Source organism: Sorangium sp. So ce327, assembly GCF_051530205.1.
Taxonomy (GTDB): domain Bacteria; phylum Myxococcota_A; class Polyangia; order Polyangiales; family Polyangiaceae; genus Sorangium; species Sorangium cellulosum_B.
The window spans coordinates 9,269,413-9,285,598 of sequence record NZ_CP150330.1 but is presented as its reverse complement, the minus strand read 5'-3'; the positions used below and the strand labels follow the sequence as shown (position 1 = coordinate 9,285,598).

The window sequence follows — 16,186 nt, the reverse complement described above, 5'->3', positions numbered from 1 at the left end:
CCAGCATGACCCGAGCCCCGATACGCCTCTCAGCCCTCCCGTCCGGCCGGATCGAAGAGCGATTCGAGGACAAGAGCCCGCGTTACACCGACGCCGAGGCGATCGCCGAGGCGAACCGGTGCCTCTATTGCGTCGACGCGCCCTGCGTCAAGGCGTGCCCGACGGCGATCGATATCCCGACCTTCATCCGGAAGATCGCGGCCGGCCAGGTGAAGGGCGCGGCCCGCACCATCCTGACGGCCAACCTGCTCGGCCAGTCGTGCGGGCAGGCCTGCCCCGTCGAGGTGCTCTGCGCGGGCGACTGCGTCTACAACGGGTGGGGTCGCGAGCCGATCGCGATCGGCCGCCTCCAGCGCTACGCTGTCGAGTCGGCCCTCGCGCGCGATCCGCGGATCTTCCGGGCGAAGCCGCCCACCGGCAAGAGCGTCGCGCTCGTGGGCGCGGGGCCCGCGTCGATCGCGGCGGCGGGCTACCTCGCCCTCGAGGGGCACCGCGCCGTGATCTTCGAGCGCAAGGCGATCCCCGGCGGCCTGAACACGCTCGGGATCGCGCCCTACAAGATGAAGGGGCACGAGGCGCTCCACGAGCTCGAGTGGGTCCTGTCGCTCGGGGACGTCGAGCTCCGCGCCGGCGTCTCGGTCGTGGCGCAGGCGGCCGGGCCGGGGGAGGTCTCCGCGCGCGACCTGCTCGCGGAGTACGACGCGGTCTTCCTGGGGCTCGGCCTGGGCGCCGACGCGCGCCTCGGCCTCCGCGGGGAGGACGGCGACGGCGTGGTGGGCGCGACAGCGTTCATCGAGCGGCTCAAGGCCGACCCGAGCCTCGACCTCGCGGGCGTGCGGCGCGCGGTCGTCATCGGCGGCGGCAACACGGCGCTCGACGTCGCCCACGAGCTTTCGCTGCTCGGGGTGGACGTGGCCGTCGTGTACCGCCGCTCCGAGGCCGAGATGTCGGGCTACGCGCACGAGCTCGAGGGCGCGCGGGTCGCCGGCGCGCGCCTCGTCGAGAACCGGGTGCCGGTCGAGGTGGTGCGCGAGGGCGGCAAGGTCGTCGCGCTGCGGATCGCGCCCGCCGACGCGCCCGCCGACACCCGCGCGCGGGGCCCCGCGCCGGGGCCGGCCGAAGAGGAGGTCCTGCCCGCCGACCTCGTCGCGGTCGCGATCGGGCAGAGCCGGGCGACGCAGGTGGCGCTCGCGTTCGAGGGGGTGGTGCTCGACCCGAGGGGGCGCGTGGTGGTCGACCCGGCGACGCACCGCACGGGCAACCCGAAGGTGTACAGCGGCGGCGACTGCGTGAACGGCGGCAAGGAGGTCGTCAACGCGGTCGCCGAGGCGAAGATCGCCGCGCGCGCGATGCACGAAGCGATGACGACGCGGGCGGGCGGCGCGGCGCCCGGGCCCTCACCGCAAGGGAGCTGAGCGATGGCCGACCTCTCTATCGACTTCGCCGGGATCAAGAGCCCGAACCCGTTCTGGCTCGCCTCGGCGCCGCCGACCAACACCGGAGATCAGGTCCGGCGCGCCTTCGACGCCGGCTGGGGCGGCGCCGTCTGGAAGACGCTCGGGAACCCGATCGTCAACGTGTCGAGCCGGTTCGGCGGCATCGACTACGGCAACACGCGGCTCATGGGGCTCAACAACGTCGAGCTCATCACCGATCGCCCGCTCGACGTGAACCTCAAGGAGATGCGCGAGATCAAGCGGCGTTACCCGGGCCACGCGCTCATCGCATCGCTGATGGTCGAGACGAAGGACGAGTGGCGCGAGATCATCCGCAAGGCCGAGGACACGGGCGCGGACGGGCTGGAGCTCAACTTCGGCTGTCCGCACGGGATGTGCGAGCGCGGCATGGGCTCGGCCGTCGGCAACGAGCCGGCGGTCCTCCAGGAGATCGCGCGCTGGGCCGTCGAGTTCGCGACGACGCCGGTCATCGTGAAGCTCACGCCCAACGTCGGCGACATCCTGGAGCCGGGCGAGGCCGTGCTCCGCTCCGGGGCGCACGGCGTCTCGCTGATCAACACGGTGAAGTCGCTCATGGGCGTCGATCTGGAGCGGATGGTCCCGCTCCCGCGGGTCGGCGGCGCGTCGACGAACGGCGGGTATTGCGGGCCCGCGGTCAAGCCGATCGCGCTCCACATGCTGAGCCAGCTGGCGCGCCACCCCGGCGTCGGGCGGCTGCCCATCTCCGGCATCGGCGGCATCTCGAACTCCCGCGACGCCGCCGAGTTCATCGCGCTCGGCGCGACGAGCGTCCAGGTCTGCACCGCGGTGATGCATTACGGCTACCGCATCGTCGAGGAGATGATCGAGGGGCTCAGCGACTGGCTCGACGATCACGGGATGCGCTCGGTGAACGAGCTGCGCGGCAGGGCGATCCCGCAGGTCCAGGAGTGGGGCGAGCTCGACCTCTCGTACCGCGTGGTCGCGGACATCAGCGCCGACAAGTGCATCGGGTGCCAGCTCTGTTACGTGGCCTGCATGGACGGGGCGCACCAGTGCATCCACCTGCCGGGGAGGACGGAGGCGGAGGCGCGCGCGGCGGGCCACACCCACCTCCCGAAGGTCCTCCCGGATCGCGCGGTGACGGCGGATCCGAGCGGGGACGCGGCGCCGTCGCGGGTCCCGTTCGTCGACGAGGAGGAGTGCATCGGCTGCAATCTGTGCGCGCTCGTGTGCCCGGTGCCGGGGTGCATCACGATGAGGGAGGCGCCTTCAGGCAAGCCCCCCGAGACGTGGAACGACCGTGTCCAGAAGGGGACGGACTTCGTGCCCGGCGGGCTGGAGTCGACGGCGCGCGCGCGGAGCTCGTGATCCCGGGCACCTGGCCACGCGGCCAGGTGCCCGTGACGACCGCGAGCGCGCCGGGGCGCTGGCCGGGCTACGGGGCGAGCTTCACGACGATCGCGTCCTCGTGGTCGTACGTGCCCACGCCGATCACGTTGCCGGCGCTGTCCACGGCCAGGTCGAAGATCTGGCCGCGGTCCGCGCTGCCCATCGGGTCGACCGACCACAGCACGGCGCCCGACGGCGAGAGCTTCGCGATCGCGCCGCGGGGGTTGACGAACACATTGCCGGCGCTGTCCACGGCGACAGAGCCGATGTTCCAGTAGCTGGAGAGCGTGCCGAGGCCGCTCGTATCGACGCTCCACAGCGGAGCGCCCGAGCCGGTGAACCTGGTCACTGTCGTTCCCAGGGCGACGACCAGGTCCCCGGACCAGGTCGCGGCGACCTCGCCGTCGCCCGGCGCCCCGGAGACGACCTGGCTGAAGACGTGATTCCCGGCCGCGTCGAACTTCGCCAGGTACGTGCCCTGAGCCGCGGGCGAGCTCGCCAGCGGTCCGCCGCCGAGGTCGAGGGAGCCGGAGAAGCTGCCGAGGACGATGACATTGCCCGCGCCGTCGAGGGCGACGCTCGTCGGGTCGCTGTCGTACGGGTCCGCCGCGAAGGTCCTGGTCCAGATCGGCGCGCCCGCCGCGCCGAGCTTCGCGACGAGGAGCTCGCTGCCCGGCGCGCCGCCGAGGGGGCCGGCGCCGAGATCGACCGTGTCCCAGAGGACGCTGGCGAGCGCGGCGTTCGAGCCGGCCTGGGCGACCTCGACCTGGGTGAGGCCCTCGACCTCCGCGAGGAGCTCGCCCCATGCGCTGTACCGCTGCAGGCCGGAGTCCGAGCCCACGAGCAGCTCGCCGGCCCCCGAGGCGGCGACGCTCAGGACGGTGTTGCCCTGGAGCGGGCGCGTGTTCCAGCTCCCGTACCCCGCGGGGTCGAGCTTCGCGAGGAACGCGGTATTCCACAGCTCCATGGGGGCCGGCGCGCCGCTGTCGGCGAAGTCGATCGGGCCATAGGCGTAGCCGCCGAAGATCACGTTGTCCGCGCCGTCGACCGAGACGGCGCGCGCGCGCATCGACTCGTACCAGCCGTTGATGAAGCGCCTGCTCCAGAGGACGCTGCCGGGGGCGCACGGCGCGCAGCTCGGGCCCCCGCAGTCCACGCCGGTCTCGGCGCCGTTCTGGATCCCGTCCTCGCAGGTGTCGTGGTAGCAGACCGTGAGCGCCGGCCGCTCCGTGGTGCTCGCGCTCTCGCTGCTCCGCAGCGAGCTCCGGGTCACCGCGTCCTCCTCGATCAGCACGCCGTGGTTGGCGAGCTCACCGCTCACCCAGGCCTGCGCGAGCGCTGTCACGTCGACGTTCCGGAAGCCGGTGGTGCCGGAAGGACCGCCGGTGACGAAGGAGGCCGCGATCGCAGGATCGAAATGGCCGCCGCTGCCGAAGTTGCCCCACGTGACGCCCGACTCCGTCCACGCGGCGGTGGCCCGGTGGACGCGCACGGTGCTGCTCTCGATCTTGTACGTCTGGTACAGCGACAGCGTCGCCGAGGCGATCTCCGCGCTCGACGGGACGCCGGCGAGGTTGAACCGGAGGAGGCTCCGCCGGACGCCGCCCGTGCCGGTGCCCGTCGAGAGCGTGGTGCTGGCGCCGTCGTTCCACGCGGGCGATACCTGCCAGAGCGTCGCGTCGGCCACGTCGCCGCCAAGGCCGCGCCGGAAGGTCACGCACCGCGGGTCGCACGCGTCGCCATGCCCGTCGGCGTCGCTGTCCACCTGCGACGGGTTCGCGGCGTCTGGGCAGTTGTCGTCGGGGTCGATCACGCCGTCGGCGTCGCCGTCCTGCGCGAGCTCGAACGCGTACGCGGGAGAGCCCACGATGACCGAGCTCCCCGACATCGCGACGGTCTTGCCGAACGCGCCGCCGGTCGGTCCGCTGCCGGCGAGCTTGGCCTGCGGGCCCTCGACCCACTCGCCGCCCGTCGGCACGAACACGTACGCAGCGCCCACGTCCGGTTGATCGAGGCGATCGGCCAAGAGCGCGCCGACGACCGCGGCGCTGCCGGAGACCGCGACGGCGCCTCCCAGGCCGTCCCCGGTCCTGCCGTCGCCCGTGATCAACCTGGCCTCCCGGATCCAGCCGCTCGCCCCGCGGTCGAACGCGTAGGCCATTCCCCGCCCGAGGCGGTACCACGGCATCGGCGGGCTGTCGGTGCCCGGCGCGCCCACGACGATGCGCCCGCCCGAGATCGCGACCGAGCTGCCGAAGCGATCGTACGTCTCCGGCGGGTGCGCCGCGAGCCTGTGCGCGTCGCCCCAGTCGCTCGCCTCGAACACGTACGCGGCGCCCACGCCGTCGTCCTCCTGCCACCACCTGTCCCCCGGTGAGCCCACGACCACCGTGCCGCCCTCGATCGCGACGGGCGGCGCGCTCCAGGCGTTGGCGCCGGCCGGGGCGACGAGCTCGACCTCCTCGCTCCAGGCGCCGCCGCTGCGGGAGAACACGTAGGCCGACGTCTCGGCGGAGAGGACGGCCCGGTCCCCGTCGACCGCCACCGCCCCGCCCGCCGGGTTCGACGACCCGCCGCTCGCGACGAGCTTGGCCTGCTCGGACCACACGCCCCCGCTCCGCACGAACACGTAGGCGGCGCCCGCGCCCCCGGCGCCCCAGGGCGCCCCGACCACGGCCGTGTCCGCCGAGATCGCGACCGAGGCGCCGAAGCCGTCGCCCGCGGCCCCGTCGCCCGGGACGAGCCTGGCCTGCTGCGTCCAGGCGCCGCCGCTCTTCACGAACACGTACGCCGCGCTCCCGGGCGCCCCGACGATCGCGGTGTCGCCCGACATGGCGATCGCGTCGCCGTTCAGGTGGATCGGGGTCGAGCCGTCGACCGCGATGAGCGCCGTCCGCTCCGAGGCGGCGAGCGGATCCACCGTCACCGGGTACGCGGCCCCGGCGGTGTCCACGCGCAGCGACAGCGTGCGCTCGTCGGCGCCGAGCTCCATCCACGCGGGCAGCGTCCGCCCCGCGGCGTCGGTGGCGTGGAGATCCGTGTACCGCATCGCCACCGCGCCGGACGCCTCGCGCAGCGCGACCCCCTCGCCGCCGGCGAGCGGCGTGGCGCGGAGATCGCCGCCCAGGGCGAGCTCGATGACGAGGTCCTGGTCCCCGGGGGCGAGGCAGGGCGGGGCCCCGGGCACCGTGAAGCCCTGCTCCAGCCCGAGCGGCCCGTTCACGTACCACTCCACGAGCCCCTCGCCCGGCGACGCGCCCTGCCGGCGGAGCTCCACGCGGTTCTTCGTGGCGGTCGGGGACGCGGGCGCGACCTCGCGCAGATCGCCCGCGCATCCGTACCGGGCGGCGGCCATCGAGAAGCTCCACCGCGCCTCGCCCTCCTCCGGCGCGATCCGCACGCCCGACGCGCTGAAATCGGCCGCGAGCCGGTGCGCCGGGTTCGGAGCGCGCAGGCTGGCCTCGTTCCCGCCCGGGGACGCCTCGATCACCCGGTAGCTCTCGGGCGCCGACGCCTGCACGGCCGCGATGTACGCCGCCCGCAGGCGCGCGGGGCGCAGCACCGCGTCGGGCGCCGCGGGCGCCGCCGCCGCGCCGTCCACCGGCGGCGCGGGGTCTCGCGGCGCCTCGGTGGAGGCGCAGCCCCCCACCATGGCGGCTGCGGCCATCACCTGTCCAATCCTCCCCATTCGACCTCGCATAGGCTGGATCTCCCTCTGGCTGGCGTTCCTCCGCGCAGGCGCACCGGGCGCCGGAGCGCTCCGCGCCGGAGGACAGCGAGCTTGCGGCGCCTCATCGCAAGGTCCGCGCCCTCGCCGCGGACGGGGGCCGCGCCCTCGCGATGGACGAGGGGCGCAGCCGTCGCCGCGCGGCCGGCGTTTGCGAGCGACGCGCGGCCGCGTCCGATTTCGTGACACGCGCGGCGCGGTGACCGGAACAAACAACACGGAGGGCAGGAGCCCTCGCTGGAGGAACATGGTCCCGAAAGACGCAGCGACGATCACCCCGCGGAATCGCGGTCTCACGCCGAACGCCCACGCGAAGCAGGGGCGGACGGGCATGTCCGATCACGATGAGCGGGCCGAGCTGCTCGCCGAACACCGCCCGGAGCTCGCGCGCCTGCTGCAGAGCCTTCCGGCCCGCGGCAGCGCCCCCGCGCCGCTGACGGGTTATCTCCTCTCCTTGCGAGAACCGACGGGCTACCTCATCGCGATCGGCCTGCAGCAGCGCGACCCGGCGCTCGAACCCGAGCGCATGCTCCGCGCCGCCCTGGCCGCGGGCGAGCGCGCGCCGATGCTGGTCGGCGTGATGGCGCGCTCGGCGATGGCCGAGAGCATCGCGCCGCTCGCGCCGGTCACGCGCGCGGTCGCCGCGCGCCTGAAGCGACCGGCCCCCTCCGGCACGCTGCGGGTCGTCGTCGCCGCGGCCGGCGGGGCGGAGCTCTTCACCGTGAAGCTCTCGGAGCTCACGTCCCCCCCGTCCGGCTCCGGCTGAGCGAGCCGCCCGCTCCGGCGCTCACTCGTTCGCGTAGACGCGCCGCTCGCTCGAGTCGAGCCCCAGGTACACCACCCGACCGTCGAGGCTCGCGCCCCCGCGCTCGGCGCCCTCGGGCGCCGGCCGGCGGTCGGCGGCCTCGTCGCCTTGGCGCAGCGCCTCGTACTCCGCGACGGAGGCGCGACGGCACCCGGCGAGCGGGGCGTCGATCTCGAGGGCGGCCACGAGCGCCCCGGCCTCCGGCCCGATCCTGCCCGCGAAGAACTCGGCGCAGCAGCCCGAGCCGTAGCTGAACAGCCCGACGCGCTGCCCCTCGAGCGCGCGGGCCTCCGTGGTGAGCAGGGACGCGAGCGCCAGGTAGAGCGAGCCCGTGTAGATGTTGCCGATGCGCGACGGCAGATCGAGCGACGGCTCCACCTCGACGGCGAAGCTCTCGTCGGCGGCCTGCTCGGTCAGGCCGTCCAGCGCCAGCCGGTGGCGGTGGGCCTTGCGGGCCATCTTGCCGTAGGGGACGTGATAGCAGGTGCGCGCGAGGGGATCGCCGTCGCCCGCCACGCGGCGCCAGTCGCCGTAGGCCCCGGCGAGGGCGTCGAGGTAGCACTGCACCGAGTAGTGGCCGTCGACGAGCGCCTCCTTGTGGTGGAGCGGACGCCAGAAATCGTAGACGTCGCGCGCGTACGTGCCGGTCTGGCCGACCTCGATCTCGACGAGGCGCGGCCGCTCGCGCACGAGCAGCGCCACGGCGCCGGCGCCCTGGGTGGGCTCGCCCGCGGAGCCGAGCGCGTAGCGCGCCACGTCCGAGCAGACGACGAGCGCGGCGCGGCCGCGGGCCGAGCCCGAGGCGATCCAGTCCACCGCGTTGAGGAGGCCCGCGGTGCCCCCGAAGCAGGCGTGCTTGGCCTCGAAGACCCGGCACGCGCTCGGCAGCCCGAGCAGGCCGTGGAGGAAGGAGGCCGCCGGCTTCGCGTGGTCCACGGCGGTCTCGGTGCCCACGACGCAGAGCCCGATGTCCGCGGGGCTCGCGCCCGACCGCTGGAACAGCCGGCGGGCCGCGTTGGCGCCGAGGGTGATCGGATCCTCGTCGGGCGCGGCGATCGCCATCCGGCGGGTCCCTAGGCCGGTCAGGTACTTGGAGGGCGCGATGCCCCGCGCCTCGGCGAGCTCGGCGAGCTCGACGAAGCGGCGGGGGACGGCGAGCGCGATCGCATCGATGCCGATGCGAGGAAAGTCATGACGTAGGCTCATACCTGCATCCTAGGGGCGCATTGTGCAGAGACCATCCAGCCCACGCGGAGCGTCCGAGGAGCCGAGGCGCCCGACGCGCCGCGGCGCCGCGTTCCAGCTGGCGCACGCGCTTCGCGCTTCGCGCTTCGCGCATCGCGCGGAGCGTGGGGCGTGGAGCGTGGGGCGTGGAGCGTGGCGCGTGGCCCCGGACCGTGCCCGCGCCTCCATCCACCGCGCCTCGCCGTGCGCACCACGTGGAATGACAAAGACGCTTCCATGACACATGTCATGGAACAGCCTCCGAGAAAAATCGCGGTCAGGTCAAAATCGTCACCACATCTCGTTGCAATTGTGCAATCTGAAATAGCGCGTTCATGCGCCCTAGCGGTCGAGGTTCATGTGAAGCTCTCCCGGTCTACCATGTTGGTTCCGCTTCTTGGGTTGGGTGTTCTGGTGATGACCGGCGCCGCAGGGTGCTCCTGCAGCTCCGGGGCGGAGGGCGAGGCGGGCGCGACGGCTGGAGCGAGCGTCGGTGGAGGCGACGGCCAGGGTGGCGGCGCGGGCGGGAGCGGGGGTGGGGGCGGCGAGGGCGGCGACGACGGGGGGATGATCGGCAACGGCACCAGCGGCTCCAACACGGGTGGCAGCGGCCCCGTGACGCCCGATACGGCCTGTGTCGCCACGGTCGCCGAGGCCACGCTCACGAAGCGGCCGGTCGACATCGTGTTCGTCATCGACAACTCGCCCAGCATGGCGAACGAGATCATCAGCGTACAGAACAACATCAATGAGAGCTTCGCCTCGATCATCGGCGAGAGCGGCATCGATTACCGCGTCATCATGATCTCCGCGCACGGCGCTGCGGAGGTCGACGATTCGATCTGCGTCGGCGCCCCGCTCAGCACCGCGAGCTGCGCCCCGGTGCCGGAGGCGCCGGGGAACAACCCGCCCGTCTTCTACCATTACAGCCACGAAATCAGGAGCAACGACGCGCTCTGCGTGCTCCTCGGGAGCTACAACGGCGGCCTGCCCGACCAGCACGGCGTGGCGCCGTCCGGGTGGTCGGAGTGGGTGCGCGAGGACTCGTTCAAGGTGATCACCGTGATCACCGACGATCACGTGGGCTGCCAGTCGACGCATCTCCCCCGCAACATCTATATCGACGACACGCGGCAGGAGTGGGAAGACGTCGCCACGGACTTCGAGGAGCTGCTGTTCGGCCTGGACCCGGCGGTCTTCGGCGACGCGACCGCGCCCAACTACGTCTTTCACAGCATCGTCGGGCTCCACGAGAACACGACCGCCACGGACGCCTACGCGCCCGACGCGGACGTTGTCGAGGAGACGTGCGGCACCGCCGTGGCGCCGGGCACGGGCTACCAGACGCTCAGCAAGCGGACGGGCGGCCTCAGGTTCCCGCTCTGCCAGACGGACTCTTATGACGTGGTGTTCCAGGCGATCGCGGAGGGCGTCATCACGGGCGCGGTGGTCGCGTGCGAGTTCGAGGTGCCGGACTCGCCGCCGGGGGAGATCATCGACCTCTCGACCGTGGTCGTCCAGTACACGCCCGGCGACGGGAGCGAGCCGCAATCGTTCGGCCAGGTGGCGAGCGCGGCGGCGTGCGCCCCGGGCTCCTTCTACATCGCGAACGACATGATCACGCTCTGCCCCGACGCGTGCCGGCTGGTCCAGGACGACGCCATGGCGGCGGTCGACGTCCTCTACGGCTGCGATCCCGAACCGGCGCAGTGAGCTCGTCGGCCGGGCGGCGGCGCCGGTGAGCGCTGCCGCCCGCTGGTGACCCGCGCGGGGCGCGTCGAGCGCCCTGCGCGCCCGCCCCAAGCGCGGCGGCCGGGCGGCCGCCTGGCGCGTATCCGGCGCGAACGCTCAGAGACAGCAGCGGAAGCCGATGTCCGCAGACGGGGTGAGGCGATCCTGGTCCAGGAGCGCATCGCACCTGGCCGCCTTGAGCGTGCCGCGCGCGACGTCATCCGCGTCCTGCTGCGAGGCCCGCGAGCCGCCGCGGACGAGGCAATTGCCCTGCGCGTCGCAGGAGTTCTCCCACTCCGCCGCGTTGCCGCTCATATGAAAGAGGCCCGTGATTCCGCCTTCGCAGGCCGAGATCTGCGGGATCGGGTTGGGGGGCACGGGCTTCTTGAGGAACTCGCCGCTCGGGTCCTCCACCTTGCAGGTCGCCTCACTGTAGAGATCGCTGTACGGGTATTCGTTCACGCCCTGGCCGGAGCACGCGTTGAACCACTCGCTCCGCGTCGGGCTCGCGAAGTCGGCAGGCGAGTTCGCGCCTCCGCCGATCCTGCCGCAGAGGTGTTTGCCCATGTAGGAGCAGTACGCGTAGGCATCGCACCAGTCGACGTGGGTGACGGGCACTCGCCCCTCCGTGTAGGGCCACCCGCTCGCGGGACGGTAGATGTTCCCCGCGCACTCCGCCGGCATGCCGGCGAGCACCGGGTTCGCCTGGAGGAAGACATCGTACTCCTGCTTCGTCACCTCGTATTGATCGATGCAGTAGCTCCCGCCGCCGCTCACGGGCGAGATCACCATCCACGCCGGGCACGCGCAGACGCGGTTCGTGGTGTTGCAGATCGAGGTCGCGCAATCGGTGTTGGTGTTGCAACGCTGCCCCGCCGGGCACCGGGTGCTGCACCCCTCCGTCCCGCCGCAGTCGATGTCGGTCTCCTTGCCGTTCTTCACGCCGTCGCTGCAGGTCGCGGCCTGGCAGACCTGCTCGTGGCAGACGAGCTCGATACAGTCGGTCGATTTGGAGCACGCGTCGCCAGGCGGGCAGCCGGGGCAGATCCCGCCGCAATCGACGTCGGTCTCCTGGCCGTTCTTCACGCCGTCGCTGCAGGCCGGCTCCAGACACTGGCCGTTCACGCAGCTCGACGACTCGCAATCCGAGCCCGCCGCGCAGCCCTTGCTGGCCTTGCACGGCGGGCACGCCGGGTTGCCGCCGCGCGGCGCGGCGCCGCCGCCGCAGTCGGTGTCCGTCTCGCCGCCGTCCTTCACGCCGTTGTCGCACCGCGCCGCGACGCACGCGCGCCCGGCGCCGCCGCTGCCCCCGCCGCCCTCCTCGCACCGCCCTGAGAAGCAGTCCGCGGCCTCCGCGCACGCTTGATCGACCCGGCACGGCGTCGCGCAGGCGCCGCCGCAGTCGACGTCCGCCTCGTTGCTGTCCTTCACGCCGTTGGAACAGCTCGGCATGTCGGCGCCGCCCTGTCCGCCGGCGCCGCCCTGCCCGCCGGCGCCGCCCTGTCCGCCGGCGCCGCCCTGCCCGCCGGCGCCGCCCTGCCCGCCGGTGCCGCCGCCCTGCCCGCCGGTGCCGCCGCCCTGCCCGCCGCTGGTCGTGACGCCGCCCGAGGGCAGGTCCCCCGTCGTGGGAGGCCGGTATTTGTCTTCGCTGCTGCACGAGACAGACACGGCGAGGGCCACGAGGGGAATCAGAACGACGGACGACCTGAGCATGGAGCTGCCTCCCTGTGTTCGAACACGAGGTCAGAGGTAGAGCCTCAGCTTACTTGCGACGTCTCCTGTCCCGGGCGACAAAAAACGAGGTCCCCGCGCGACGGCGGGAATCACCGCCCTGTGGGCTCCCCCGGACGCCGTGATGGCCTCTCGCTCTCGCCCCAGCGCGGCTGGCGCGTCAGGGCGCGTGTCCGTCGAGCCAGCCTTGCGCGAGCTCCAGGATCCGCGCGTTGTCGGGGACGTCGCGCAAGAAGCGCTCGCGCCAGACAGGATCGCCGATCCTCCCGGCCCGCACGAGCAGGCCGTTGCGGGCCAGGGCGATCGCGCCCTTGGCCTCGGCCATCTGGCCCGTCGCGGCCAGCGCCTCGGCGTGGACCAGGCGCACCAGCGGGCCCTCCTCGTCGCGGCGGCCCGACTCGAGCAGGGACAGGGCCTGCGTCGTCGCGGCGAGCGCCTCGCCGGCGCGCCCGAGATCGAGCAGCGCGCGCGCGCGCGCCGCGATGGCCGCGGGGAGCCGCTCCGGCACCCCCCGCGCGAGCGCCTCGGCCGCCTGCGCCTCCGCCTCGGCGAGCGCGGGCTCGCCCGCGAGGAGCAGGACGCGCGCGAGCTGGAGCCGGCTCTCGCACTCCCGCCGCCGGTCGCCGCGGCGCTCGAGCGCCTCGATCGAGCTCCGCAGGGCCGCCCTCGCCGCGTCGACCTCGCCCGCGTGGGCCAGCGCGAGGCCGAGGTTCTGCAGCGCGTTCGGGACCCGGTCGTCGAGCGCCATCCGCTCCGCCTCCTCGAGCCCGGCCCGCAGCACCCCCGCGGCCGCCTCGAAGTACCCGAACTGGACGTAGCAGAGGCCCATGTTGAGCCGCGCCCGGCACGCCTCGCGGCGATCGCCGATGTCCTCGAACGCGGCGAGCGCCGCGCTCATGCTCGCGATGCAGGCGCTCGGATCGCCGTTGTGCTGCCGCAGGAGCCCGTGCAGGTAGAGGAGCTTCGCCTCGATCATGAGATCCGCGGCCGACGCGTCCTCCGTCGCGCGCTCGACCGCGTCGATCAGCGCGTCGACGCACGCGTAGCGGCCGCCGAGCAGGAGCACGATCGCCCCCTCGAGCAGGCAGGCGTTCCTCGCGATGCGCGCGCCGTCGAGCGGCTCCGTGCCGAGGACGACCATCATCCAGCGCTCGACGCGCTCGTAGTGGCCCTGCTTGTGCCCCGCCCCCGCGAGCTGCGTGAACGCCGAGAACCACGCCACCGAGCCCGGCACGAGGTGCCGCGTCGCCTCGATCCCGCGCTGCTCCGCGAGGGCCGGCTCACCGCGCCAGAGCAGCGCCTCGGCCTCGACGAGGCGGAGCGCGCCCACCGCGGCCGGATCCGGCCTGCAGGCGATGCCGCGCTCGGCGCAGGCGATCGCCTCGGCGAGGTCGTTGCCGCGGAGCGCTTTGTCGGCGGCGCGCAGGTACCACTCGGCGGCCTTCTCGGGCTCCTCGCCGCGCTCGAAGTGCTCGGCGAGCGCCCTCGGATCGCCCTCGCCGGCCGCCTCGAGGAAGCTGCCCGCGAGCGCGTGGCCGATGCGGAGGTCGCGCGCCGTCAGCATGCCGTAGGCGGCCTCGCGGACGAGCGCGTGGCGGAAGCAGTACTCCGCGTCGTCCCGCGGCCGCCCCTCGCCCCGCCGCACGATCACCTCGCGCCGGAGCAGCTCCGCGAGCACCTGCGCGATGTCGGCGCTCCCGAGGAGCGCGGCGACCGCGCTCGACCTGAACGTCTCGCCGAAGATGCTCGCCGCCCTGAGGAGCCGCCGCGCCTCGGTGTCGAGCGTCTCCAGCCGCGCCTGCACCATGGCCACCACCGTCTCCGGCTGGCCCTCGCTGTTGCCCTCGGCGGCCGCGCGGATCTGCTCCTCGAGGAAGAACGCGTTGCCATCGGCGCGCTCGACGAGCCTCCCCACGAGGTCGTGCCGCGCGTGCGCGCCCAGCGCCTCGCGCACGAGTCGCTCGCTCGCGCGGCGCGGGAGCGGCGTGAGGTGGAGCTCGTGGGCCAGCCGGCCCTCCCAGAGCTTCGGGAAGAGCCTGCGCACGTCGGGCCGCCCCAGCGCCAGCACGAGCAGCGGCATGTCCTTGAGCTGGCGCAGCGCCTCGTCGACCATCGTGACGGTGGGGAGGTCGCCCCACTGGAGATCCTCGAGCACGAGGAGCACGGGCCCCGCGCGGCACGCCGCCCGGAGGAAGCCCTCCCAGGCGTGGCGGAGCTGGTCGCCCATCAGCACGGCGTCGCGTCGCGCGAGCCGGAGCTGCACGTCGTGCTCGTCGGGGAACGGCGCGCCGACGAGCTCGCCGAGGAAGGCCGCGACGCGGGGCGCGTCGGTGCCCCCGTACTGCTCCACGCGGCTCCGGACCTTGCGCTGCCGCGCCTCCAGGGGCTCGCCGTCGGCGACGCCGAGGGCGTCCCGGAGCGCGCTCGCGAGCAGGCCGAAGGCCGCGCCGGCGCCCATGGGGTCGCCCTGGCCGATCCAGACCTCGATCCTGTCTCCCCGCTCGCGGAGCTTGCGGATGAGCTCCTTTCGCAGGCGCGACTTGCCCATCCCGGCCTCGGCCGTCACGAGCACCGCGCCCGCGGCGCCCTCGTCGATGCAGCGATCGACCTCGGCCACGAGCATGGCGAGCTCGCGCTCGCGGCCCACATAGGTGGTGGGCTTGCCGAGCAGCTGCGCGGTCCGCTCGTCGCGCGCCCCGTGCAGGACGCGGCCCGCGGCGTCCTCGGTGACGTCGAACCGCATGCCGATGAGGCCCGCTGTCACCTCGTCGATGCGGACGCCGGCGGGGAGGGCGCGGTCGTCGTGGGCGGCGAGCATCTGGAAGGCGCGGTCGATGAGCTCGCCGACGGGCACGCGCGCCGAGAGCTCCGCCCGGCCGGTGGCGAGCGCGACGGGCGCGCCGCCGAGCAGCTCCTGCAGCGCGAGCGCGCACCGGGCGGCCCGCGCCGCGAGGTCGGTCGGCGCGCCCGCGCCGGACAGCACGATGAGCGGCGAGCGGCCCTCGAGGAGCTCGAGCTCGCCGCGGTACTGCTCGGCCACGTCGTGCAGCTGCCAGAGCTCTGCCTGGCGCGGCTCCGCCGCGGCGCTCCCGTTGCCCAGGCGCGGCTCCGCCGCGGCGCTCCCGTTGATAGCGCGCTCGCGGGTGACCACGAGGCAGGTCACGCGTCGCTCGCCGGTCGTGAGCTCCACAGCGCGCGGCGGGAACGATCGGGGCCCGCCGACGCTGCTCTCGGGCGCGCCGATCGTGGCGAGCTCGGCCGCCACGGCGCCGCCGTCGGCCGGCCGATCCAGCGGGGATTTCGCCAGCATGCGGGCGACGAGATCGTCGAGCGCGGCGGGGGTGCCGGGCCGGAGGTCGCGCGCGCGGGGCGGCTCCTCGAGGAGGACCTTCATCAGCACGGCGAGCCCGGCGTTGCCCTGGAAGGCGGCGCGGCCGGTGAGGCAGCGGTAGAGGATGCAGCCGAGGGCGAACACGTCGGCGCGGGTGTCGACGCTGATCTCGCCGCGCGCCTGCTCGGGGGCCATGTACCCGGGCGTGCCCAGGACGAGGCCGGCGGCCGTGAGCGGCTCGTCGGTCACGGCGCGGGCGAGGCCGAAATCGATGAGGTGCACGCGCTCGAGCGAGCCGCCCTCGAGCAGCAGGTTGCTCGGCTTCAGGTCGCGGTGGACGAGGCCGAGCCTGTGGATGGCGCCGAGCGCCCTCGCGACGTGGACGCCGAGCTCGAGGGTCTCCTCGAGGGTGAGGCCCTGGCGGGTGAGCCGGTCGGAGAGCGTCTCGCCGTCGAGCCACTGCATGGCGAGGAACGGCTGTCCCCACGAGGTGGCGCCGTGCGCGACGTAGCGCACGACGCCGGGCACCCGGGCGGCCGCGAGCATGTGGGCCTCGCGCTCGAAGCGGACGAGGTGCTGGGCGCTCTCGGTGGTCAGGAGCTTGATCGCGACCGCCTCGCCGGTCTCCTGATCGCGGGCCCGGTAGACGGCCCCCATCCCGCCCGAGGCCGCGAGGTGCTCGATGCAGAACCGGCCGTCGATGATGTCACCTGCCTGCATCGCTCACCGAGGACCCGGACGAGGCGCCTCGCCGGCGGGCAGCCTGCCAGCGGGGTGAGCGCTGCGTCCAGCGCTCATTGGAGCGGGCG

At 73.8% G+C, this 16,186-nt stretch carries 8 protein-coding genes; 4 read left to right on the top strand and 4 right to left on the bottom strand.

What is annotated here, in order from left to right; all coding sequences use genetic code 11:
• The first annotated feature begins 5 nt into the window (after positions 1 to 5).
• Positions 6 to 1,415: an FAD-dependent oxidoreductase gene (locus tag WME95_RS34760; protein WP_437903650.1), complete on the top strand. Its 1,410-nt coding sequence runs from the start codon at positions 6 to 8 to the stop codon at positions 1,413 to 1,415.
• 3 nt (positions 1,416 to 1,418) lie between these two features.
• Complete coding sequence (preA, locus tag WME95_RS34755; protein WP_437543736.1) at positions 1,419 to 2,807, top strand: NAD-dependent dihydropyrimidine dehydrogenase subunit PreA; 1,389 nt, start codon at positions 1,419 to 1,421, stop codon at positions 2,805 to 2,807.
• Positions 2,808 to 2,874: 67 nt separating this feature from the next.
• Here preA and WME95_RS34750 read toward each other — a convergent pair whose 3' ends face one another.
• Complete coding sequence (locus WME95_RS34750; protein WP_437911056.1) at positions 2,875 to 6,495, bottom strand: DNRLRE domain-containing protein; 3,621 nt, start codon at positions 6,493 to 6,495, stop codon at positions 2,875 to 2,877.
• A gap of 391 nt (positions 6,496 to 6,886) precedes the next feature.
• Between WME95_RS34750 and WME95_RS34745 the strand changes: the two genes are divergently transcribed.
• Positions 6,887 to 7,321 (top strand): hypothetical protein, encoded by a 435-nt coding sequence (locus WME95_RS34745; RefSeq protein ID WP_437903649.1) that lies wholly within the window; start codon positions 6,887 to 6,889, stop codon positions 7,319 to 7,321.
• Positions 7,322 to 7,342: 21 nt separating this feature from the next.
• On the opposite strand, the gene WME95_RS34740 is transcribed toward WME95_RS34745, so the two are convergent.
• Positions 7,343 to 8,566: a hydroxymethylglutaryl-CoA synthase family protein gene (locus tag WME95_RS34740; protein WP_437903648.1), complete on the bottom strand. Its 1,224-nt coding sequence runs from the start codon at positions 8,564 to 8,566 to the stop codon at positions 7,343 to 7,345.
• Between the two features lie 435 nt (positions 8,567 to 9,001).
• Here WME95_RS34740 and WME95_RS34735 point away from each other — a divergent pair, with 435 nt between their 5' ends.
• Positions 9,002 to 10,297, top strand: a complete 1,296-nt coding sequence (locus WME95_RS34735) for a hypothetical protein (protein ID WP_437903647.1) — start codon at positions 9,002 to 9,004, stop codon at positions 10,295 to 10,297.
• A gap of 135 nt (positions 10,298 to 10,432) precedes the next feature.
• Here WME95_RS34735 and WME95_RS34730 read toward each other — a convergent pair whose 3' ends face one another.
• Both WME95_RS34730 and WME95_RS34725 read right to left on the bottom strand, forming a co-directional pair.
• Positions 10,433 to 12,028 (bottom strand): formylglycine-generating enzyme family protein, encoded by a 1,596-nt coding sequence (locus tag WME95_RS34730; RefSeq protein WP_437903646.1) that lies wholly within the window; start codon positions 12,026 to 12,028, stop codon positions 10,433 to 10,435.
• Between the two features lie 178 nt (positions 12,029 to 12,206).
• Complete coding sequence (locus WME95_RS34725; protein ID WP_437903645.1) at positions 12,207 to 16,097, bottom strand: serine/threonine-protein kinase; 3,891 nt, start codon at positions 16,095 to 16,097, stop codon at positions 12,207 to 12,209.
• Positions 16,098 to 16,186 lie beyond the last annotated feature (89 nt).